Below are 22,583 nucleotides of genomic sequence, written 5' to 3' on the forward strand. Positions count from 1 at the left end.
TAATTAAAAGCCTTTGGAAATCCCCACACCTAACTGAAAGGAGTCAAAAGCATTAAATCTCATATCATATCCAAAAGTGGTAACGAATTCCCAGCCATTCTTGATTTCGAGTCCATACTCTAGATCAAATCGGAAGAGACCCAAAGTTTCCTCTTTGTCCACATCAACACCTCCTCCCAAAAGAAAGGAAAAATGTTTTCCTGGTTTGTATCCAACCATAATTGCAGGTGCAACTGGATTTTTTCTTTCAACGGCTTCTCCTTCACCAGTAATGGGTTGCGCAACAAAATTTTCCACGACAAAGTCTGTATGCAATCCCAAAGACCATTTTTCATTAAAATGATAATTGTAGAAAAGCGTAGTGGAAGGAAGCGATAATCTTTTGCTCGACTTCTCGGCTTCTCCAGACTTCATGTGTGTGTCCAAGTAGTAAACCAATCTGATGATGGTTAAATTTTTCTCCGCCTTTGCCAGATTCACTTTCCTGAGAAAAAACCAAATTACAGGAAAGTAATAAAAAGCACAGCGTTAGTAAGTGTGTTTTCATGGTTGTTTTTTTTGTATTAAGAAATCAGTTTTTCTGTCTAAATATTACTTTTGGTAAAATAGGAGATAGATTTCCCATAGGTTTTCAAAATAGGTATCTTATTAGAAGGCTTCGTTAACCCCAAAATAGAAACCGCTTGCACCATAATTACCTCGAGCATAGTCAATGCAAAGGTTGGTTCTGGATTTTTCGTTAATCGAATATCTTAGACCAAGACCGTACCCAGTATTGATATATTTGAAGAGTTTGATGTCATTATCCACATTATTAGCTGTGGTGGCATTAAAGAAAACAACACCTCCAAGCTTATTTTTAATCCTTTGTAGAGGAAATCTCCATTCGGTTTCACCATAGACAATGGACTCTCCTCGAAATCTTCCTTGAGCATAAGCTCTTCCAGATCGCCCGAATTGATCCCAACCTAATGCGGGGAGGTCTAGATACGGAAGCTGACCTCCGATTTGGAAATTACCATAAGTCCAAAATCCTATAATATTTCTTGGACGGTCTTTTTTGAGGTTGAAGTAAGTTCGGTACTCCAACCAAAGTGTAGAAGAACTTTTTGTACTTCCTAACCATTTTGGATTGGTTTTCAGAGTCATAAATGCGTACATCCCTTTGTACGGACTAACGGTATTATCTCTTGTGTCATAGAGTACATTTGCAGAGACTCCTGATAAGGTATATTTATTTGGATTGAAGCCATATTTTGTAGAATAGGCATAATGGCTAGTAATCGTTGGAGGGATGGTATCGAGTTTTAGTAATTGGTCGTCGATTTTGTTGTGATAATCGAGATGGTAACCAAGTCCGACATAGAGTCCTTTATCGTGAATTCTTTTGAAATAAGTCTCATGGATTCTTAAGAAATCGAATTTCATCATCTGCTCTTCATTAATGCTATTACTGTATTTGTCAACTTCATATTCGAAACCTGTATTGGCTAATTTGGATGAGTACGGTCCTGTACCTAACCCGTAAGTTGGTTGTGAAGTTATGAAGTAGCGGATGTCTTGCATCAAAATCGCATCGTTATTTTTGAAGAACAAAGACCCTTTGAAGGTAAAGAGAAACTGTTTTTTGGTAGTGTAAATTAATGATCCCAAAGCCGAAGAGTAACTGGTGGTTTCTTCTGGCCCCATTAACCAGTTAGAAGAGGGTGCAACTCCAAACATAAAACCTGTTGCAGGAGTATAAGCCACAGCTGGAAGCCACACAATTTTTATTTTTTTTTCTTTTTTCGTTTTCTTTTCGGTGACCACAGAATCTTGCTCTATTACAGTGCTTAAGGAATCACTTGTGCTTTGACCAGAAAAGGGTAGGGAGCAAAGCGCAAAGAATAGAAAGATAAATCGGTAACGTGACAGCAACGAAGGGTATTGTGTTTTCATAAAAAAAAGTTAAATACTAGCAAAAAAACCTCTAAAACTGACAAAATAAAAATCACTACATGTAAGTAGGAGACTTAGAAATCAATTTTTCAGAGGGTTGAGTAATCATCAATTATTAGTTTTATCTAGTAAAAGTAATAATTAAATTCTATGTTTTAATGATTTTTTAACATTTTTTTTAGAAAACCGAAATATAAAGTAGTGTAATCTAAAGTCTCAAATTATTGTAAAGATTTGATTTTTTCTTCGAGAACTTCATAAGATGTAGAACCTAATATTTCAGAATGCTGACTTCCTTTTTTAATAGAAGTAAAAGGGATACTTCCGCCATCCCATTGTTCGAAATTCTCCGAAAAGAATTGAGGAGTTAATTCTTGACCATTTACCAGCACGATATTGTCGGCCAATTGATGCTCATTTGCGAAATCTTTTACGGCTGTGTTCCAATAAGCTGGATCATCTAAGCTAATAAAAGTGAATTTTATTGGTTGACCTTTAACGGCTTTCATTTTTTTAGTGAAATGAGGAATTTCTTTCATGCATGGACCGCACCAAGTCGCAAAGAAATTATTGACATAGATCGTATCGTTATCATGAGCTCCCACGATATTCCCTAATTGCTCTAGATTAACTTGCTGTAAAGCTTGACTTTGCACGAAAACAGGCTTATATGCAATAGTTTCTTCGACTTTTACGGGTTCTGGCGCAGGTTCTGTGGTTTCAGGTTTAATCTCTTTTTTTTCACAAGAAAAGAGAAATACCGCAGATATGATGCCTAACAAAAGTTTTTTCATAAATTTAATTTGTTTATTTTTGAGAATGTTTATGGAACAACCAATTCATCGAAAAAAGGCGTCCGAGTTTTACCCGTTAAAAGTAACCAAAAAGACCCAACTTTCCAAAACTGTTTTTGGTTTGGAGTTGGAGGTTCCAGAAAAACTCCTTGCTGCTTTTCATTATCAATCAGGACAATATGTTACATTGAAATATCATACTCCTAATGGAGAGGTGTTCCAGGATTTTTCGATGACGTCGGCTCCATACGAGGAGCATTTGACACTTGCGATAAAAGTTAACTCTCCAGAAAGTTCTACCTTTTTTTTGAGACAAAATATTCACGAAGGAGATACAATTGAAGTTTCTCAACCGAGTGGTAGATTTACTTTGGAGCAGAAACCTTCGGAATTTCGAACAATCGTTGGATTTGCCGGAGGAATAGGAATTACCCCAATTTTCAGTCATTTTAAAAATTTATTGCACAACGAGCCTAGAACTCGATTTTTTTTGTTTTACGGTAATAAGACGTCAGATGATGTTATCTTTCGTGATGAACTTCAAGAAATGCAAGCTAATTTTGGAGAAAGGTTCCAGGTTTTTTATTTTTACTCTCAAGAAAAGATGGTTAATCCGTTCTTTTTTGGCCGTATCGATCAAAGGAAATTGGTGTTAATTATTAATCAAATTCTACATCTGGATGATACGGACGAGGAATCTACCATTTGGGATGCCGTTGATGAAGTCTTGATATGCGGAAAAGGAGATATGATTAAGACTTTGGCTAATGCCTGCTTCCAACATGGTATTCCAAAACGGAATATTCATTACGAATTGTTCGAAAGTTTTAATGACGATATCTATCCACTAGAAATCAAACTTCCTGAAGTAAAAAACATTGAAGTTGAACTTATACTGTCTGGAGAAACTTATAATACGGTGATTGAAGATAATGAACATCGACTTTTGCCTCAGCTTTTGGAGAAGGGTATTCCCGTTCCTTATTCTTGCAAATCAGGAATTTGTGGAAGTTGCATCTGTCAGTTGGAAGAAGGAAATGTAGAATTGTTGGAAAACGAATATCTTACCGAATTAGAAGAAAAACGAGGAAATATTTTAACTTGCATGTCTATTGCGTTAAGCAAAAGTATAAAACTAAATTTTGATCAGTATTGAGAAGATTCAAAAACATATTAAAAGCGCTCATCGTTCTTGGAGAATTGGCTTTTTTGCTAATGATATTTGCCAATATTTGGGTGTATTCTTTAACGGGCGGTAGAACTTATACCAAGGTTTCCAAAATTCCGCATAGGGAAACAGCTTTGGTACTTGGGACATCTCCTAAGATGATGTCAGGTGTCGCTAATCCTTATTTTATTGCAAGGATGGATGCAGTTGCTTTACTTTATCATCATGGCAAAATCAACGAAATAATTGTTAGCGGAGAGAAAAGTTCTGGCTATAACGAACCAGCTGCGATGAAGAATTTTTTGGTCTATCAAGAAGGGGTTCCAGAGGAAATTATCGTCGAAGATCCGCAGGGTTTTAATACCCACAAAAGTATTTTGCGTTGTAAGAATATCTTCAAGCGAAAGAATGTCATAATTGTTTCGCAGGGTTTCCACAATTTACGAGCTTTATTTTTTGCTAGAAATAATGATTTGAATGCTTTGGGATTTGATGCGCAAGATGTATCAAAACCAGAGAGCTTTTACCGCAATCAGTTTCGTGAGTTCCTCGCTAGAGATTTGGCTGTTTTCTATTATGTAATGGGAGTTTCGCCAGATTGATTTTTTTTGATTAATCTAGATGAACTGATCTAACTATTTAAATATTTTTTCTTAGAACCTATTTCCTGTTTTTATTCTATTCAATAATTTAATTATAACCTTTTACATAACTCTCTTAATATAATAAGCTTTGATTATTTTAGCTTTTAATATCAAGATATTCATGTAATTAAGAGCTGTTAAATAATAGGTCAAAAATTTATTTTAAATAAGAAAAATTAAGTCTAAAACTCTTAATTTGACTTCGTGGAACCTGAAAGTTTCTTAATGGTAGAATTTTATACAAATTTAGATAGGCTCTTAGAAAGGTAAACCAAATGCAAAATTAAACGTTGGCTTGAAGGGTTTGATATCGTGAAATCTCCATCGGTCTCCTTCTGGTTTGTTAGGGTCGTGAAGTTTGTATGCCAAATCAAATCGAATAATGAAATAATTATTAACATTAATCCTTAAACCATAACCTGCTCCTAACCCCATTTGAGAAAGAAATTTGTTGAATTTGAACTCGTCCCCAAATCCCGCATCTTTCAAGCTCCACATATTTCCCGCATCTGCAAAAATAGCTGCCGAAAACATGTCATTAAAATTAAATCGAGATTCAATACTGGTGGTTAATTTGACGTTATCCATCATATAAGTCCTAATCCTTTCGTCAAGCTGAGAATCAGCAGGACCTAGTCCTCCAAAAGCTCTCCAAGCTCTAATATCATTAGGGCCACCATTGGTATAAGAACGGACGAATGGCATGCTTTCCGAATTTCCATACGGTATTCCGATTCCTATAAATTGTCTTACAGCAAGTGTATTATTACCGAAACTGAAGTGTTTCCTAAAATCAAAATCAAATTTTACAAACTGCGCATATGGAGTGTTAAAAAGCGTTTTTTGATTACCCGTTGTAACTCCTTCCGAAACTTCTTTTTGGTTGAAAAGGTTTAAAATGTTACCCCCAGTTTCAAATTTTCCACTAAAATATATAGGGTTTGTATATTCACTCTTTCCCGTTTCATCGTAGACGAAGTTGTATAAGATGGATGAAATAAGGGCGTCTTGCGTTTGGCGATCTTTGTTGATGACTGATTGGACGAAAGTATTGTAACTTACTAAGTCGTCACCAGATAAAGAATTAATAAAAGCTTGATCGTGAATAATTAGTTGTGAGGCTTCATCATAAGATACACTACCACTGATCACAGCATCATAAAGCGCAGGGGAATAAATCTGATACATTTGTAACGTGATTTCTTTATCTGCAGTGAAAATTTCATAATACTGATCTTTATTTCTAGTTAAACTGAGTTGAGTATTAAAAAGTGTTAGATCATGGGATACAATGTCGTTAACATTTGCATAATAGCCAAGTCCAGCATTGAGGCTACCTCTATCCATACCTATGTTTTTTTGGAGAGAGGTACCCAATTGAATAAATGATCTTGGAGAGTACTTTTTAGGGATTACTTTATAATATTGGAAAGGTAATAATAGTTTTGGAAAACTCAGTCTGTTCTGCCAAGAAAGCTCGTATGCGGACTTTCTCTTGTTAACATCATTAGGATCTGTTACGCTTCCAAATGTACCTGAGAATGACATTGACCAGTTTTGTGCCCCTCTAGAAACGTTTCTTAACATAAGGTCAAGTGATGGAGTCAAAGAAAGATTTAATAATTGCGACCATGCTACGTCAGTACCAATTTTGACTTCAAGGTCTTCCAGTGGCATAAGTTTGTATCTTACATTTACGAGACTGTCGCTATTAGTTACCCCATCAGAATTTTTTGCCCAATCAATTTTAGATTCTATAATCGAAAAATTATTCATTTGGATAATATTCCTTCGTGTCAGATCAATATTCTTTTGGTTGTAGACTTCCTTTGGTCGTAGGATAATTGCTCGCCAAAGAGTAGAAGTCTTATAAAAATCATTTGCTTTATAGAAATTAATGCCCCTGAGACTATCTTTTATAAAGGCATTGGGGTTAGTTTTGGGATCATCAGCAGGACTATCAACAACTTCAATTTCGATTTTGCCAATTTTGGCAACTCTGTATGGTTTGTCAGGTTGATCTTTTTTTATTTTTAAGGTGAGTGGCACTTGTTTTCTGCTATTTAAAGAATCAGCAACAAAGCTCACTTCTTGTCCAGAAGAGTTGAATTGGAAATATCCTTTTTCCTGCATCAAAGTGTTGATTCTATTGGCTTCTTTTTCAATATTAGAATAATCCAAAATTTCTTTTGATCTTATTACTGTTTTATTGATGTTTTGCTCATAGATTGCTTTGATATTGGGGTCAGGGATATCGTAATAATATTCGCTAATGTAAGTTGGGTCTTTATGTGTAATTTGATAATTGACCTCAGCTTTTTTTGCAGTGGAATCTAGTTTTTCTGAGTAAGAAACTTCAGAATCATAATAACCATGTCTTACTAATCTATTTCTCAGAATTTCTGCGCTCTGTTGGGTAAGGCCTTGGTCTAGTATTACAGGTGGTTTTCCACTAGTGTATAATAATTTGTTAAGCCAAAGTGATTTTCCGACATATTCTGGATGTCCTTGTTTGATAAAAAGAGAATCCAATAATTTCTGATTTCTCATTTTTTCTGGACTTTTTTTGTACTCTGCAAGGATAGAGTCGTACTTGGGATTAGATGCGTTAAACGCCCAAAGACGAAAAGGAAACAAATAAAGGTCTTTTTTATTAGGTTTTTGCCTCACATAATCTTCGAGTTCATCTTTGTGGACTGCGCCATCAGTGAATTCGAAATTGTTTTTTGTAAGAAGATACTCCCCAGCAGGAACCTTTTTGGTGGTGCTGCAAGCATAAAGCAAAAGAAGAACAGTTGCAAATGATAAATAGATATGATACTTTTGAAAATATTTTGTAAAATGCTTACCTCTCATAAAATAAAACTTATACAGTCTTTGGATAAAAAGAAATTCAGACAAAAATACAACTTGCTTCTGGTTGAAGGGAACAAAATTATATCTGAACTTCAGTATTCAAACTTTAAAATTAAGGAAATATTTTCAACCAATCCCGATGAATTGAATTTTATTTCTGCAGAGACCTCTACTGTTTCGGAGAATGAACTTAGAAGGATCAGTTTTCTGAAGAATCCTAAAAATTCTGTGGCGCTTTGTGAAATTCCAGAGCAGGTGATGCTACAGGATGTAGATTTTCAGTTGGTTTTGGACGGAATACAAGATCCCGGAAATCTAGGGACTATTATCAGGCTTGCCGATTGGTTTGGGATAGAGCAAATAATTTGCAGCGAAGATACCGTTGATGTCTACAATCCAAAGGTTATTATGTCAACAATGGGTTCTTTTGCGAGAGTTAATATTGTTTACCAGGATTTGGAGAAGTTTTTCAAAGAAACCAAGAATGTTAATCTGGGAGCAGATATGGTAGGAGAGAGTATCTATACTTACGAATTTCCTCAAAAAATGAATTTAGTTCTCGGAAATGAGGGAAACGGAATTAGGGAGTTAACATGGGAATATATGAATTCCTATATCAGTATTCCAAGATTTGGTAAGTCGCAAGCCACCGAAAGTCTTAATGTCTCGATGGCGTCAGGGATTATTCTTGGAGAAATATTTTCTAAAAGAGCATAAAAAAAGCCGAACAGATGTTCGGCTTTCTTATTTTTTAGATCAGTTTTTCGAAACTGGATACACTTTTATTTTTTTGATATTGTTCTAATTGCTCTCTAGCATATCGCAATGCAATTGGAGCTAAATATATCATTGCAAAGCCAAGTGCTTTATTTTGCCATTTAGAACTTTTGATATTTTTCTTTGCAAAATTTCCAATCAATGCAACAGCTCCTAATTGAAGCATATCATCAACAACCCCTCCTTTGAGAGCTGTATTGGCAATCCCCATCATGGCATCTCTACTAACAATGGAGTCTTTTACTGTTCCAGAAATTTTCTTTACAATTACATCTTTTCTTAGCGCTGTCTTGGCATGACCCTCTTCATCATATTCATTTTTCAGAAAAGTGTCACTTGCTCCGTTGGTAATAACGCTCAGACTTTCTTTTGCATTATCAAACTTCAAAAGGCTTTCGATATCCGAAAGTTCTTGTTTTAACAATTCTTTTTTTCTTTTTAGCTCTTCGAGGCTACTGTATTTTACAGACATAATTATTAATCATTAATAAGTTTGATGAACCAATTTGCGAAGGTATTCTTAATCTCTTTTCTTTTATATAAAACGATAATAAAAGTTAAAAGATACATTCCTGCCATAATCAATAATCCATAAGCATAATTCCCTAGAAGCGAACCGATATAGAATCCAATTCCGATATTAAATAATAGGATAAAAGATAACAATGCGATTACCGCAGAGGTTAGATAAAGTAATTTTCCTGCTGTTAAAGAAGATTTTTCTGTGACTTGCAGCTTAAGAAGCTCTAATCTTTTTTCTGTATATTCTTTAAAAAGTTCGATCATGACGAAATGTTTTTTTACTGCTTAAAGATAGTTATCTTTAAGGTGATAAATGTAAGAAAAAAAGGAACAAAAAGTTCCTTTTTATTATTTGAGAGGGATTACTTAAGTCCGTCTAATTCAGTTTCAACATCTTTAACAACATCTGTTGTTTTTGATAAGATTTGGTCTCTATACTTGTCATAGTTTTCTTTAACCGTAGAAGAAAGGTGATCGTAACCATCTTTTACTTTTGAAGAAACTTCTTCGAATTTTTCTTTAGCTTTTTCAGAAGCTTTACCATATTCTTCTTTAGCTTGGTCTTGAAGGTCTTTCGCTTTCTTTTTTATTTTTTTTCTAGTTTCTTTACCTTCTTCCGGTGCATATAGCATTCCTAATAAAACTCCAGCAGCAGCTCCAGCTAATAGGCCTGCCAACAAAGCAGTAGCTTGGCTATTTTTTTTTGACATTTTGATTATTTTTTTAAAGATTAAACTTCTATTATTCTAAGATAACTTAGTGACTATAAATGTACCAAAATTACACGAGTTCTACAATTATTTTGGCAGGTATGTTAGTATGGCTTCCACAGTTTCTTCCTTAGTCATATCCGAATTGTCGATTAATATGGCATCTTCGGCTTTTTTAAGTGGCGCAATACTTCTTTCACTGTCAATTTTGTCACGAGAAATGAGATTTTCCATTACTGCAATTTTGTCAGTTTTGATACCCATGTTGACCAATTCATTATATCTACGTCTAGTACGTTCTTCAATACTTGCTGTTAGAAAAAACTTGTAATCTGCATCAGGGAGGATAACCGTTCCTATATCTCTCCCGTCCATGATAACACCACCGTCTTCTGCAATTTCTCGTTGTACGTTGAGAAGGTATTCACGGATTTCGGGTTGTTTTGCGATAAGACTAACGTTGGAAGAAACTTCAGGAGATTTCAGCTGTTGGGAAATGTTCTTTCCTTCTACATAGAGCACTAATTTTCCAGTTTCTTTTCTGAACTCGAATTGGAATTGTCCCAAATTTTCAAAAACCAAATTCAAATCTATTTCACCATTAACTTTTTTGAAATATTTTAAAGCAAACCATGTGACAGCACGATACAAAGAACCTGTATCTAAATGGATGAGGTCTAGTCGATGAGCGATTTCCTTGGAGATAGAACTTTTTCCAGTAGAAGAATATCCATCTATAGCAATTACCGGTTTTTTCATAATGCAAAGTTCAAGATTTTTTTTTAAAATGACCTTATGAAATTCAATAAAAATCCGATTTCTAAAATCAAGTTTTAGATTAAATGAGTATCGCTAGAAAAACGAAAGTGGTTAATTCTTAATTCATCTAAAATGAATTAAGATTCGAAGAAATCGGAAAAGAAAAACCTGAATTTTTTTCTAAATCAAATTAGTAACGATTTCCTGATAAATCGAACGATACACCGAGTTGGTTGACATTGGTAGAATTGTGGTAGCGGACGTGCGCATAATCTATTCTAATGGTACTAAAGCGAATTCCAAAACCGGCAGATAATCCAGCAAAACTCCTTTGGTCTAGGACTGCAAGCTCATTGCCTCTTCTCACGTTATAACCCAATCTAAGATTGAAAGCTTTCTCTGGAAAGATTTCTGCCCCAAATGAAAAATGGTCAGCGATTTTTCGAAGTGTCGAAACTTCCTGTCCATTAATGTTATAATTAGCAGAAATATTAAATTGCTGTAGGTCGTGTGCAGTAATTGTAATTGCAGCAGGGAATTTGGCTAAAATCTTAGTATAACCCAAATCCACTCGGAAGGGTAATGTTTCTCGATATCCGTTGAAAGGTTTGAACTGATAACCAAAATTTCGAGCAACCAAACTTACAGTTTCTTTTGTTTTTTCGAGATGATAAGCGACCCCAACACTTCCCGCTACAGCTCCAGATGTATAAGTGTCAATTTTGGAGCCAACATAGTCCAAACTTGCACCAATCGTCCATTCGTCCTCTAATTGTTTGGCGTAACTTAATCCAACAGCGTAATCAGAGGCACCGAATTCGCCATTTTCGTAGCCAGCTTCATCAGTTCGAGGCATTTTACCATAATCCATCACCTTCGCATGGACTGCAACAAGATTACCATATTTGAAATCTTTTGCAAAGGCCACTGTCGCATATTTGGAGCCTGCTAAATAAAAAGCACCATTGACGGAAAGTCTTTTGTCCATTTCAAGATTAAGTAAGGCGGGATTAACTGTCGTGAAATTAACGTCGTAATCTCTCACAGAGACCGCATCTCCTCCCAAAGCAGCTTGTCTTGGAGATACAGGAATATTAAGAAAAGGATATACATTAGAGCCAGCTTGTCCCTTTAAAACCAAGCCCAACCCCAAAAACGCTAAGAAAATTCCTTTTTTCAAAATATTGTTTGTATTGCAAAAATAATTCTTTTTGAAACTTATCAAAACAATTCTTCAATTTTAACTAAAGTTTCATGTTGACCTTATAACGAAATTATGAGGGTTTCATTATATTTGTACCAGAAATTACACAGAAATAATCCCTAACGATTAATACAAATCATTCATGAAATACAAAAGAATCCTACTGAAGTTAAGTGGAGAGGCACTTATGGGAAACCGTTCTTACGGAATTGATAATGACAGATTGCAGGAATATGCAGAAGAGATAAAAAAAGTAGTAGAAGAGGGATGCGAAGTAGCCATCGTCATTGGAGGTGGTAATATCTTTCGCGGATTAGCTGGAGCAGCTAACGGAATGGATAGAGTACAAGGTGATTACATGGGAATGCTAGCAACAGTTATCAACGGAATGGCTTTGCAAGGCGCCATGGAAAACATCGGTATCAAAACTCGTCTGCAAAGTGCTATTGAAATGGATAAAGTTGCAGAACCTTTTATCAAAAGAAGAGCGACGAGACATTTGGAAAAAGGTAGAGTGGTAATTTTTGGAGCAGGTACGGGTAATCCTTATTTCACAACGGATACGGCTGCAACTTTGAGAGCAATTGAAATTGGAGCTGATGTTATCCTAAAAGGAACTAGAGTTGATGGAATCTATGACAGTGACCCTGAGAAAAATGCGGATGCTGTTAAGTACAATTCGTTGACCTTCAAAGAAGTTTTTGATAAAAATCTTAAGGTAATGGACATGACTGCTTTTACCTTGAGTCAAGAGAATAACCTTCCGATTATCGTGTTTGATATGAACAAAGAGAATAACCTTCTAAAGATTGTTCGCGGAGAAAATATCGGAACTTTAGTTAATTTATAAATTTGATTTAAACCGAAAAAATAGATAGAAATGGAAGAACTGAATATGATTATTGATATGGTGAAGCAAGAAATGGATGCTGCCATGAAACATCTAGATCATGCTTTTCTAAAAATTAGAGCGGGTAGAGCTTCTACTACTATGGTACAGGATGTTATGGTAGAATACTACGGAGCACCGACACCGATTAATCAAGTGGCTAATGTTTCGATTCCAGATGCGATGACCATCAGTATTCAACCTTGGGACAAAACCGCTATTAGAGCTATTGAAAAAGCAATTATCGATGCTAACCTTGGTTTTGCACCTTCCAACAATGGAGAGTATATTATTCTTAATGTTCCACCATTGACAGAAGAAAGACGACGAGAATTGGCTAAAAGCGCTAAAGCAGAAGCAGAACAAACCAAGATTACTGTAAGAAACGCTCGTCAGGACGGAATGAAAGAATTGAAAAAAGTAGAAGGAGTATCTGAAGATTTAATCAAAGATATGGAAGCAAAAGTTCAGGTACTGACAGACAAATATATCGTGAAGGTTGACGAACATTACAAAGTAAAAGAAGCAGATATCATGAAGGTGTAATTCCTCAAAAACATGAATTCTATATAAAGAAAAAACTTCGGAATCTCTCCGAAGTTTTTTTATGCTTTTTGTCCAACTATTGATAACGTTGATGTTCTTTGGTTCCGCTAAATCTTTTCGTGAAAGGCTTTAATAATCCTTTGTATTTGTCGATATCAAAGATTTGAGAGTCAGTCAGCGCCTTATATGATAGCCATACTCCAAATGGAAATAGGATGAGGTTTGGTAACCACGAAGCCCAATAAGGATTGATTTTTCCAACCCAAGCCAAGTTTTCTACCGATAGATTAAGAACGTAAAAAATAATGAAAATAATAATCGCTATTACGACAGGAAGCCCTAATCCTCCTTTTCTAATGATAGACCCAAGACTAGCCCCAATCAAAAAGAAAATGACGCATGTGAAAGGATAAGCAATGATTCTTTGCTGATGCATTACCATTTTTGCGAACGATTTAATATGGGTATTAAACTCTTTTTCTCTGTTTTCGGTCGAAACTTTGATATTGTCCAGTTTGTTATATGCCTGATAAAGGATATCAAGTTGTTTTTGTTTTTTTACAGTATCTAGTTTAAACTGCTCTTTCGGTTTTTGCGTGTTGTCAGTGACCTTAATTTTATCAAGATATTTGATATAACTATTCATTTGGGGCGTGAGGTCACTGTTAATCCGTGTAAATTCTGATTGAGTCGTTTTTTTCTCCTTGCTAATCATTTCATCCAGTTGATTGTAGGTTTTGAAACGATAATCATCGGTGATTTTTTGCTCGTCCATCGCTTTTTTAACCAACTCACTTATGTCGAAATGTGACACTAGGGTGTCAAATTTTATAGCTTGGTCAGGTTGCTTTTGCCTTTCGATGGGACCTTTACTAGCATAGTTTTCTTCAAAGATATTACCGTCATACAACTCTAATTTAAGGTATCTTTTATCACTAGTGTTTTTGAAGGAACCTCTTTTGGCTACAACAGATTGGCTGTTCTCAAAAGCTGAAGACTTTTTGTTGATATAGACTCCTTCTACATTTTTACCTTCCTTATCCATCTTATCAAATTTTACAATATATCCTGGCAGTTGGTCGATAAATTGGCCTGGAGTAAAATTAAGAGCAGGTTTGGTGGAAGCAATATTATAAAGCATATTCCTCGCTTTCTTTTGAAAATCGGGTATAATATTGTTGGAAAAAAAGTAGAGCATTATTGATAGGAGGATGGTAACTACAAAAAGCGGTGTCATAACTCTGCTTAATGAAACACCTGCTGCTTTCATCGCAGCCAATTCGTAGCGTTCTCCAAATTCTCCAAAGGTCATGATGGATGCTAAAAGAACCGTTAGAGGCAATACTAGACTAATAACATTGATTCCTAGATAAAATAATAATTTGACAATTTCAAAATAAGAAAGACCCTTCCCCATCAATTGACCCAACTGTATCCAGACAATGTTGACAATAAATATGAAAAACAACACACTGAATATGAAGAAAAACGGTCCGAAGAAAGTTTTGATAATATATCGGTCTAAAATCTTTAGCATGCCCCAAAATTAAGAAAAAGCCACAAAGTTTGACTTTATGACTTCTCTTTTTTTATTTTTAATTAAAGTTATAGTTCGGTGACAATATAATCTGCGTACTTTTTTTTGTCGTACTTGAACATATTGGCGTCCAAAGTTTGATTTTCTTTGTATTCTTTAATTGCAATAACCGCTACATCTTTGTTGTTGCCATATTGCTCCAATTTTACCATTTGATTGTTGGCGCTGTCCACATAAAGGTAAACGTATTTCAAACCATTAGACTTAATCGGTATCAGCTTGATGAGGTCGGTATTTTTGCCGTTCATTTCTTGCTTTCCTACATAACTTACGTTGAAGTTTTTTCTATAAGTCTTAAGATAATTAAGTGGCGAAAACATCACATCGGAATCGTTAGGTTTTGCAATGGTTACTTCCATGTCTTCTTCATTGATGTTGTAAATTTTGGTTCCGTCAAATATCTGTTCGGTTCCCATAATTTTCAATTTGTATTTGTCTCCTTCGGAGTAGAAGATTCCAGGTTCTCTTTTGTTAACGATACCATTGGTTCCTGACCCAAACGTAAATTTGAAATAGGAATTTTTCTTAGCGTGATAGTTCTTGGTCACATCATCCAGAATTTTCTTGGATTTGGCATCAATAGTCTGCGCAAACGAGAGCGCTGTCATCGAAACAACTAATACTAGACTAAATATTTTTTGAAATAAATTTTTCATTTTTCTCTTTTAAATGTTAAGGTTTTGTTAAAGGAATGCCCTTGCAGGAGGGGCTTTCGATTATTATTTCAAATCTTCCAAAAACTGTTCCAAAGAATTAAGATCGGTAATTAAGACTTCTCTAGCTTTGGAACCTTGGAATGGCCCCACAATTCCTGCAGCTTCTAATTGGTCGATAATTCTACCAGCTCTGTTGTATCCTAATTTCAACTGTCTTTGTAACATCGAAGTCGAACCTTGCTGTGTCGAAACGATAATTCGAGCGGCTTCTTCAAAGAAAGCATCCTTTTCATTAGGGTCAAAACCACCAACGGTTGATGTACTATCATCAGAAGAATATTTTGGTAACATAAAGGCGCTTCCATATCCTTTTTGAGAGCCAATAAAATCTACGATTTTTTCAACTTCAGGAGTATCTACGAATGCACATTGAAGACGCAGAATTTCGTTGCCATTAAAGTAAAGCATATCTCCTTTACCAATCAATTGGTCTGCACCAGGAGAGTCCAAAATCGTTCTAGAATCTACACTAGAAATCACTCGGAAAGCAGCTCTTGCAGGGAAGTTGGCTTTGATCATACCTGTAATAACGTTCACAGAAGGTCTTTGTGTTGCAACAATTAAGTGGATACCTACTGCTCTCGCTAACTGCGCCAATCTTGCGATAGGATGTTCAACCTCTTTTCCAGCAGTCATAATAAGGTCCGCAAATTCGTCCACCACCAAAACAATGTAAGGAAGGTAACGGTGGCCATTTTCTGGATTCAGTTTTCTTTCGGTGAATTTTTTATTGTATTCTTTGATGGTTCTACAGAATGCATTTTTCAACAATTCGTAACGGGTATCCATCTCTACACATAAGGAATTAAGCGTGTTAATAACCTTGTGAGTATCTGTAATAATCGCATCTTCAGAATCCGGAAGTTTTGCTAAATAATGCCTTTCAATTTTCGAATAAAGCGTTAATTCAACTTTCTTAGGGTCCACCATTACGAACTTTAATTCGCTTGGATGTTTTTTATAAAGAAGCGAAGTAAGGATTGCGTTGATGCCAACAGATTTTCCTTGTCCAGTTGCTCCAGCCATTAACAAATGCGGCATTTTTGCCAAATCTGCCATGAAAATTTCATTGGAAATCGTTTTTCCAAAAACGACAGGTAAATCCATATCGCTATTTTGGAATTTTTGTGAACCAATAACACTTCTCATCGATACCATGGTTGGATTCTTTCTTGGAACTTCGATACCAATTGTTCCTTTTCCTGGGATCGGCGCAATGATACGGATTCCTAGTGCAGAAAGATTAAGCGCAATGTCATCTTGCAACTTCTTGATAGCTGCAACTCTAATACCTGCCTCTGGGACAATTTCGTATAATGTTACGGTCGGTCCAATGGTAGCTTTGATTTCAGCGATTCCAACATTGAAGTTTTTAAGAAGCCCAACGATTTTATTTTTGTTTTCTTCTAATTCTTCTTTGTTTACGGAAATTTCACCATTGCCGTAGTCATTTAATAAATCGAGAGGAGGGAACTGATATTTGGGTAAATCAAGTTTGTGGTCATACAAACCATGTTTTTCTACCAGTTCTTTAGATTTTTTTGAATCATCGTCCCAATCTTCATCTGCTTCTTGAGCAATTTCTACATTGAAGGAGAAATTATCATCAGTCGGTACTTCAATTTTTTGAACGCTAGGCTCTTTTTTCAATGGAAATCCCGTTTCAGCCGAAGTTTTGTTAGGGGTAGCAATTGGTTCGAAATCCTGGGTGACTTTCACTTTTGGAAAATCATTATCAATAACTTCTACTTTTTCTACTTTTGGAGCAGGAGGGATGACTTCCGTTCTTGGTTTCTCCACCTCATTATTTGCTACTATTTCTTCTAATTCGGTATCCGCTTCGAAGTCTTCATCGGAATTAGGCATCATTGATTTTACCTTTCCAATGGCCTTTTCGTTAATTTCGTTGAAACGTTCTTTAACGGCACTTGGTCTTAAATTAAATTCAAGAATAAAATACAAAGCAATGCTGGTGAGTATAGATAACCAAAGTCCGATTTTACCAATAACTGACTCCAAAAAGTCAGCAATCTGATAACCGTAAGCTCCACTCCAAACATTAGTGTCTGCCTTGAAAGCTCCCACAAAAATGGGTAACCAACAAATGAAAAACAAAGAATGTCCGACAGTTTTCCATGGTTTGAAATATTTTTTCTTAAGGATTAAAGTTCCAAAAACAAAAAACAAGAAAGCGACAATAAAAGCGCTAATCCCGATGCTATCGAAGATGAAAATTTTTCCTAACCAATCACCAATTTTTCCAAAAAGATTGGTGGACTTAATGGTGGTATTCATCATTGTCCCTGCTTGACTTTGATCTGCTTTCCAATTGAGTAAATAGGATGCGAAGCTCAAGGTCATTACGACAGAAATGAAAATGAGGAAGATTCCAAAGAAAATACGAGGTTTCGAAAGGGTCTTTGCCTTTTCTTGTGCTTTATCCGAAGGTTGTACTGGGTCTTTTTTCATAATTGCTGGATGCAAATTTATACTTTTTCGTTGAAAAAATTAACTTTAATTCGATGGAATCGCACTTCGATTTTCATGGTGAAGTTTGTTGAAAAAACATTTGGAATCATCATGTTTTTAAAATAACATCCTTATTTTTGCATGCCCGTAAAATATACAAACCTTTAATCTTCGCAATGAAAAAATTTCTTAATATTTTTATCTCAACAAGGACGACAGCTGTATTATTGCTAGTGTACGCATTCGCAATGGCTTATGCGACCTTCTTAGAAAATGACTACGGAACGCCATCAGCCAAAGCTCTAATTTATGAAGCAAAATGGTTTGAGTTAGTGATGCTGTTGTTAATCGTTAATTTTATAGGAAATATAGCGAGATATAGACTTTGGAAGAGAGAGAAGTGGCCAGTTTTGATTTTTCATTTGGCTTTTATTTTATTATTCATCGGAGGTGCCATCACTCGATACATTAGTTATGAGGGTGTTATGAAGATTAGAGAAGGAGAGGCTTCTAACGAAATTATTACCGATAAGCATTTTTTCAAAATGGAAATTTCGGAGCTTGGAGATCGTAGTCGTTATGAAGATATTCCTTATCTGATGTCACCTTTGCACAAGGATTTTGACGCCAAATATAATTTTGCAGGTAAGATAATTTCAGTCAGGACTTTAGACTACGTTCCTAGAAAAAAGGACAGTTTAGTGGCTTCCGGTACTGGAGAAGAATTTATGCACTTTGTTGTTGCAGGTGATGAGGGTAGAGAAAATCATTATTTGAAATCAGGAGAAAGTCAATCTATTCATGGGACTTTGGTTACCTTCAACAGACCTATCGAAGGAGCAATCGAATTTAAAAAAGAAAATGGACAGTTGTTTATAAAAACACCGGTTGATGCAGGTTTTATGGTAATGGCGACTCAAGCAAATGGTGCAACCAAAGCAGAAACCTATGAACCACTTTCTTTGAGAAGTTTGTATACGATTAATGATATCCGAATTGTGGTTCCTGAAGGTGTCAAGAAAGGGAAGTTGATTGAATATGAAGGAGATAGAAAGAAGGATGAAAATCTTCCAGATATGATGAAGGTGGAAGTAGCAGGTCCTCATTCTAAACAAGTAGTGAATCTTATTGTCCAAAAGGGAAATCCTAATTTGTACAAGCAAATCAAAGTGGATGGAATGGATATTATCCTCGGATTTGGGCCTAAAGTCTATAACACTCCTTTTTCTTTGAAGTTAGATGATTTCGTTATGGAAACTTATCCAGGAAGTTCTTCGCCAAGTTCTTATGAGAGTCATGTTTCTATCATCGACGAAGGGAAGTCTACTCCTTATAAAATCTATATGAATCACGTTCTTAATCATAAAGGATATAGATTCTTTCAGTCTAGTTTTGATCCTGACAGACAAGGTACGGTACTTTCAGTCAATCATGATTTCTGGGGAACATTGATTAGTTATATTGGCTACTTCTTTTTATTCACGGGAATGTTTGTTATTTTCTTCTGGAAAGGAACGCACTTCTGGAAATTACATGAATTGTTGAAAAACATTAACAACAAGAGAGCTGCTTCAATCATTCTTCTATTGTTGAGTTTAGGTTTAAGTGCTCAAAAAATCGAGACTCACGGCAAGTCTGATGGCAGTCAACAAGTTCAACAACATAGCGAAGGAGATGGTCACAATCATCAAGAGATTGCGCCTTCTAGCACTACTGCAGCTCCGTTGAGTAATATCAAAACGATTACGGCTGAAGAAGCGATTTCAAAAAATAAAATTTCGAAAGAACATGCGGATAAGTTTGGTTATTTGTTGGTACAAAATATTGAAGGACGTATTATTCCTATTAGTACGCAAGCTTTGGATGTACTTAGAAAAATATATAAGCATGATTCTTTTAGAGATGGTAAAGGTAATTCCTTATCTGCAGAACAGTGGTTTCTTTCCATTAATACAGATGCGACAGGCTGGGCAACCGTTCCGTTGATTAAAGTGGATAGTAAAGGAGGTCAAAAATTACTAGACCTTACTAAAGCTGATGAAGATGGATATACGACTTTGCTTAATATGTTTCCAACTGATGCTAGCGGGAATATCCATTACATCTTAGAAGAGGAATATAATATAGCATTCCGTAAGAAGCCAGCAGAACAAACAGAATATGATAAGCAAGTTATCAAGCTTAACGAAAGAGTTCAGATTTTTCAAGAGTTTTTTAATGGACAATTGATGAGAATTGTACCTGTGAAAAACGACCCTAATCACCGTTGGAATTCTTGGCTTAATGCCAATATGGAACCAGATATGGAAGCTCAGAAAGTGATGGCTCCGTATTTCCTTAGTCTTATGGACGCACAAAGAGATGGGAATTGGTCAAAAGTGGATGAAGAATTAAAGAAACTTTCGGATTATCAACAAAAATGGGGCAAAAATGTTGTGCCTTCTAAGTCGCAAGTTGATTTGGAGGTTTTTATGAACCGCATTAATATTAATTTCAAACTGTTGATTTTTTATTCTTTGGTTGGAGGATTGATATTTATTCTTGGATTTTATGAGCTTTTCAAGCCAAACAAAATTGTTAACAAGATTATTAAAATCTTGATTATCATTGGTAGTATTGGTTGGATGATACAGTTAGCAGGACTTATTGGTCGTTGGTATGTTTCAGGGTACGCTCCTTGGAGTAATGGTTACGAGGCAATTGTCTTTATTTCTTGGGTCGGTATCACCGCTGGATTGATGTTTTACTTTGGATTTTCGAGACCAGGTTTAGAAAACAGAGCTAAACTATCTGTAATGAAAATGATTACCGGAGGTAATTCGTCCAATGCTTTGATTCCAGCTTCTGGATTTTTGGTGGCCATGTTATTAATGGGATTTGCTCATGGTGGTTCTGCACTAGACCCTCAGATTACTCCACTTGTTCCCGTTCTGAAATCATATTGGTTGATTATACATGTTGCCATTATTACAAGTAGTTACGGTTTTTGCGGATTGTCATTTGTCATCGGTTTGATCGTATTATTATTCTACATTTTCGCAGGAAAAGAAAGCTATCAGCTAAATCGTGATACAACGATAAAAGAACTGACTATTGTTTCGGAAATGTCGATGACTATTGGATTATTTACTTTGACCGTTGGTACCTTTATGGGTGGAATTTGGGCGAACGAATCATGGGGAAGATATTGGAGTTGGGACCCTAAAGAAACATGGGCTTTTATTTCCGTGATTGTTTACGCCTTTGTTCTTCACATGAGATTAGTTCCTGGGCTTCGCGGAAGATGGGCATTCCATGTTGCGGCGATGTTCTCTATTTCTAGTATTATCATGACCTATTTTGGAGTTAACTATTATTTGAGTGGTTTGCACTCTTACGCTGCAGGAGACCCTGTCCCAGTTCCGATCTGGGTGTATATTGGTATTGCAATTATGGTTACACTTGCAACGGTTTCTTATTTCAAATTCAAAAGCCTTACGAAGAAGGCATCTTAATAAAAATATATAAATAATTAAACCCTTTTTGAATCATCAAAAAGGGTTTTTTCTTGGTGATGAATAAGTTTGTTTTAATGAAGAACACGTAAGCGATTTATTAAATGTGTTCTCTTAATTAATCCAATGCCTTATTGCTTAAAAAAAGAGCAAATGAGTTTATTTTAAATTTTTAATTAAAGTAGCTTTGAATTTTTTCGATTTCTAAATCAGAAAATTCTGAAACCACAATATTGGCTTTCCCATAATCTTGCCCAGTTGAATGCTCACTTTTGTAGGCAGCACAGAAAATTCCAGCAGAATATGCGGCAAGAATTCCGTTGGTGGAGTCTTCGATAACCATACAATTTTCCTTTGGTTCTTTTGCAATTTCTGAAGCTAGAATAAAAATTTCAGGGTGAGGTTTTGATTCTTTAAGGTCAGCTCCAGAAATTTTTCCTATAAAATAAGGCTCTAAACCAAATTTTTCAAAAACCCAGTTGATGGTATTCATGTGAGCAGATGATGCGAGCACGAGTTTGATTCCATTTTGGTGATAATGTTCTATCAAGATTCGGACTCCTGGAAGCAAATCGAAATCGGGGTCGTTGTCGAAATAATGCTTGAAGTAGGTTCTCTTAATGGTTGCAAGTTCTTGCCAGGATTGATTTAATTTGAATTTTTCTTTCAACCGTTCCATAACGCTTTGCGTGGAAGAACCTGTAAAAGTCACATAATATTCTTCTGTAACTTCGATTTCCAAATCGTCGAACATTTTGAAGTAAGCTTTTCGATGCAATGGTTCTGTATCTACAATGACACCATCCATATCAAAAAGGACTGCTTTTATTGGCATTTTTTATTTTTTTTCTAAGAATTCTTTTGCAATTGTATAGTAATCGAAGCCATAATGAATCATATAGTCTCCATTGGTTTTGAGAATAAAAAAGGCTGTACATTGATTTTGGAGAGGAAACAGCGTCTTCTTAAAATATCCCGAATCTATAATGAAATTATCTCTTTCGGAAATAAGTTCTTTTTGTAAAGCGTCATTGGTATAAACGAAAAAGTCGACGACTTGATGATCTTTACTTATTAATGCTGAAAGATTAATGCAATTATCTAAAATTTTCCTATTTGACTTAGTCGGTTTGTAGCAAGTACAATTTTCACCAAATTGATAAAAGTTTATGAGTATAGATTTGTCACTTGGTATTTCTTTTTTTAGATTAGTTTCTAATTCTTTTATTATACTTTTTGTATCTGCAGAACTTAGCTTTCCAAAAAATGATTTTCTACTTGCAAAATAATCTTTGTTATAATCAGAATTAACTTTTGGGTGGTTCGCTTTTTGAGCAAATAATAAAATTCCGAATAAGAGTGAAAAAAAAATGCAGTAGCACCTCATTTGTAATTAAATTTTTACAAAGTTAAAAAAATTTGCAAGGGATGAATAATTGAATCTTTTTTCTGTTGTTAATTTCATCGCCAAACCGATTCTAATTCTTAGCTATATGCATA

20 protein-coding genes are annotated in these 22,583 nt (G+C 35.4%); 6 read left to right on the forward strand and 14 right to left on the reverse strand.

Translation table 11 applies throughout. The features are described 5' to 3' along the window. Positions 1–3 precede the first annotated feature (3 nt). The 3 genes from AC4AGG_RS01555 to AC4AGG_RS01565 form a co-directional block, all read right to left on the reverse strand. Positions 4–480 (reverse strand): hypothetical protein, encoded by a 477-nt coding sequence (locus tag AC4AGG_RS01555; protein WP_489770213.1) that lies wholly within the window; start codon positions 478–480, stop codon positions 4–6. A gap of 168 nt (positions 481–648) precedes the next feature. After that, a complete protein-coding gene (locus AC4AGG_RS01560; RefSeq protein WP_489770214.1) occupies positions 649–1,938 on the reverse strand; it encodes a BamA/TamA family outer membrane protein in 1,290 nt (429 codons plus the stop codon). Positions 1,939–2,159: 221 nt separating this feature from the next. Then, positions 2,160–2,732: a TlpA family protein disulfide reductase gene (locus tag AC4AGG_RS01565; protein ID WP_489770215.1), complete on the reverse strand. Its 573-nt coding sequence runs from the start codon at positions 2,730–2,732 to the stop codon at positions 2,160–2,162. A gap of 31 nt (positions 2,733–2,763) precedes the next feature. Between AC4AGG_RS01565 and AC4AGG_RS01570 the strand changes: the two genes are divergently transcribed. Together AC4AGG_RS01570 and AC4AGG_RS01575 are read left to right on the forward strand one after the other, a co-directional pair. Next, entirely contained in the window at positions 2,764–3,888 is a 1,125-nt protein-coding gene (locus AC4AGG_RS01570; RefSeq protein WP_489770216.1) for a 2Fe-2S iron-sulfur cluster-binding protein, read from the forward strand. After that, complete coding sequence (locus tag AC4AGG_RS01575) at positions 3,885–4,502, forward strand: SanA/YdcF family protein (protein WP_489770217.1); 618 nt, start codon at positions 3,885–3,887, stop codon at positions 4,500–4,502. The genes AC4AGG_RS01570 and AC4AGG_RS01575 overlap by 4 nt, the downstream gene beginning before the upstream one ends. Positions 4,503–4,802: 300 nt before the next feature. Here AC4AGG_RS01575 and tamL read toward each other — a convergent pair whose 3' ends face one another. Then, positions 4,803–7,400 carry a translocation and assembly module lipoprotein TamL gene (gene tamL / locus AC4AGG_RS01580; RefSeq protein ID WP_489770218.1) on the reverse strand — a complete coding sequence of 866 codons (2,598 nt, stop codon included), beginning with the start codon at positions 7,398–7,400 and terminating at the stop codon, positions 4,803–4,805. Between tamL and AC4AGG_RS01585 the strand changes: the two genes are divergently transcribed. Next, on the forward strand, positions 7,386–8,117 hold the full coding sequence (locus tag AC4AGG_RS01585; protein ID WP_489770219.1) for a TrmH family RNA methyltransferase: 732 nt from the start codon (positions 7,386–7,388) through the stop codon (positions 8,115–8,117). The two genes, tamL and AC4AGG_RS01585, sit on opposite strands and share 15 nt — an antisense overlap. A gap of 34 nt (positions 8,118–8,151) precedes the next feature. Here the strand turns inward: AC4AGG_RS01585 and AC4AGG_RS01590 are convergent, their stop codons facing one another. The 5 genes from AC4AGG_RS01590 to porQ all read right to left on the reverse strand — a co-directional run bounded on the left by AC4AGG_RS01590 (position 8,152) and on the right by porQ (position 11,348). Further along, positions 8,152–8,649: a phosphoribosyl-ATP pyrophosphatase gene (locus tag AC4AGG_RS01590; protein ID WP_489770220.1), complete on the reverse strand. Its 498-nt coding sequence runs from the start codon at positions 8,647–8,649 to the stop codon at positions 8,152–8,154. Positions 8,650–8,654: 5 nt separating this feature from the next. Then, positions 8,655–8,963 (reverse strand): phage holin family protein, encoded by a 309-nt coding sequence (locus tag AC4AGG_RS01595; protein WP_489770221.1) that lies wholly within the window; start codon positions 8,961–8,963, stop codon positions 8,655–8,657. A 98-nt stretch (positions 8,964–9,061) separates the two neighbouring features. Beyond that, entirely contained in the window at positions 9,062–9,409 is a 348-nt protein-coding gene (locus tag AC4AGG_RS01600) for a YtxH domain-containing protein (RefSeq protein ID WP_489770222.1), read from the reverse strand. A gap of 87 nt (positions 9,410–9,496) precedes the next feature. Beyond that, positions 9,497–10,168 (reverse strand): (d)CMP kinase, encoded by a 672-nt coding sequence (cmk, locus tag AC4AGG_RS01605; RefSeq protein ID WP_489770223.1) that lies wholly within the window; start codon positions 10,166–10,168, stop codon positions 9,497–9,499. Positions 10,169–10,358: 190 nt separating this feature from the next. Further along, a complete protein-coding gene (gene porQ, locus AC4AGG_RS01610) occupies positions 10,359–11,348 on the reverse strand; it encodes a type IX secretion system protein PorQ (protein ID WP_489770224.1) in 990 nt (329 codons plus the stop codon). A 166-nt stretch (positions 11,349–11,514) separates the two neighbouring features. On the opposite strand from porQ, the gene pyrH reads away from it, so the two are divergent. Together pyrH and frr are read left to right on the forward strand one after the other, a co-directional pair. After that, a complete protein-coding gene (gene pyrH, locus AC4AGG_RS01615) occupies positions 11,515–12,222 on the forward strand; it encodes a UMP kinase (RefSeq protein ID WP_489770225.1) in 708 nt (235 codons plus the stop codon). A 30-nt stretch (positions 12,223–12,252) separates the two neighbouring features. Beyond that, positions 12,253–12,807, forward strand: coding sequence for a ribosome recycling factor (gene frr / locus AC4AGG_RS01620; RefSeq protein ID WP_489770226.1), 555 nt, complete (start codon positions 12,253–12,255; stop codon positions 12,805–12,807). Between the two features lie 76 nt (positions 12,808–12,883). On the opposite strand, the gene AC4AGG_RS01625 is transcribed toward frr, so the two are convergent. From AC4AGG_RS01625 to AC4AGG_RS01635, 3 genes are all read right to left on the reverse strand, one after another. Then, positions 12,884–14,344, reverse strand: a complete 1,461-nt coding sequence (locus tag AC4AGG_RS01625; RefSeq protein ID WP_489770227.1) for an LptF/LptG family permease — start codon at positions 14,342–14,344, stop codon at positions 12,884–12,886. A gap of 68 nt (positions 14,345–14,412) precedes the next feature. Further along, a complete protein-coding gene (gene lolA1 / locus AC4AGG_RS01630) occupies positions 14,413–15,060 on the reverse strand; it encodes an outer membrane lipoprotein periplasmic chaperone LolA1 (RefSeq protein WP_489770228.1) in 648 nt (215 codons plus the stop codon). Positions 15,061–15,123: 63 nt separating this feature from the next. Beyond that, complete coding sequence (locus AC4AGG_RS01635; RefSeq protein WP_489770229.1) at positions 15,124–17,589, reverse strand: FtsK/SpoIIIE family DNA translocase; 2,466 nt, start codon at positions 17,587–17,589, stop codon at positions 15,124–15,126. A 176-nt stretch (positions 17,590–17,765) separates the two neighbouring features. Here AC4AGG_RS01635 and AC4AGG_RS01640 point away from each other — a divergent pair, with 176 nt between their 5' ends. Continuing rightward, the gene (locus tag AC4AGG_RS01640) at positions 17,766–21,083 is read left to right on the forward strand and encodes a cytochrome c biogenesis protein (RefSeq protein WP_489770230.1); all 3,318 of its coding nucleotides are present in this window, start codon (positions 17,766–17,768) and stop codon (positions 21,081–21,083) included. A gap of 172 nt (positions 21,084–21,255) precedes the next feature. Here AC4AGG_RS01640 and AC4AGG_RS01645 read toward each other — a convergent pair whose 3' ends face one another. Together AC4AGG_RS01645 and AC4AGG_RS01650 are read right to left on the reverse strand one after the other, a co-directional pair. Next, on the reverse strand, positions 21,256–21,918 hold the full coding sequence (locus AC4AGG_RS01645; protein WP_489770231.1) for an HAD family hydrolase: 663 nt from the start codon (positions 21,916–21,918) through the stop codon (positions 21,256–21,258). 3 nt (positions 21,919–21,921) lie between these two features. Next, positions 21,922–22,470, reverse strand: a complete 549-nt coding sequence (locus tag AC4AGG_RS01650) for a hypothetical protein (protein ID WP_489770232.1) — start codon at positions 22,468–22,470, stop codon at positions 21,922–21,924. Positions 22,471–22,583: the final 113 nt, after the last annotated feature.

The sequence above is a fragment of the Chryseobacterium sp. CG10_8 genome (assembly GCF_058117085.1).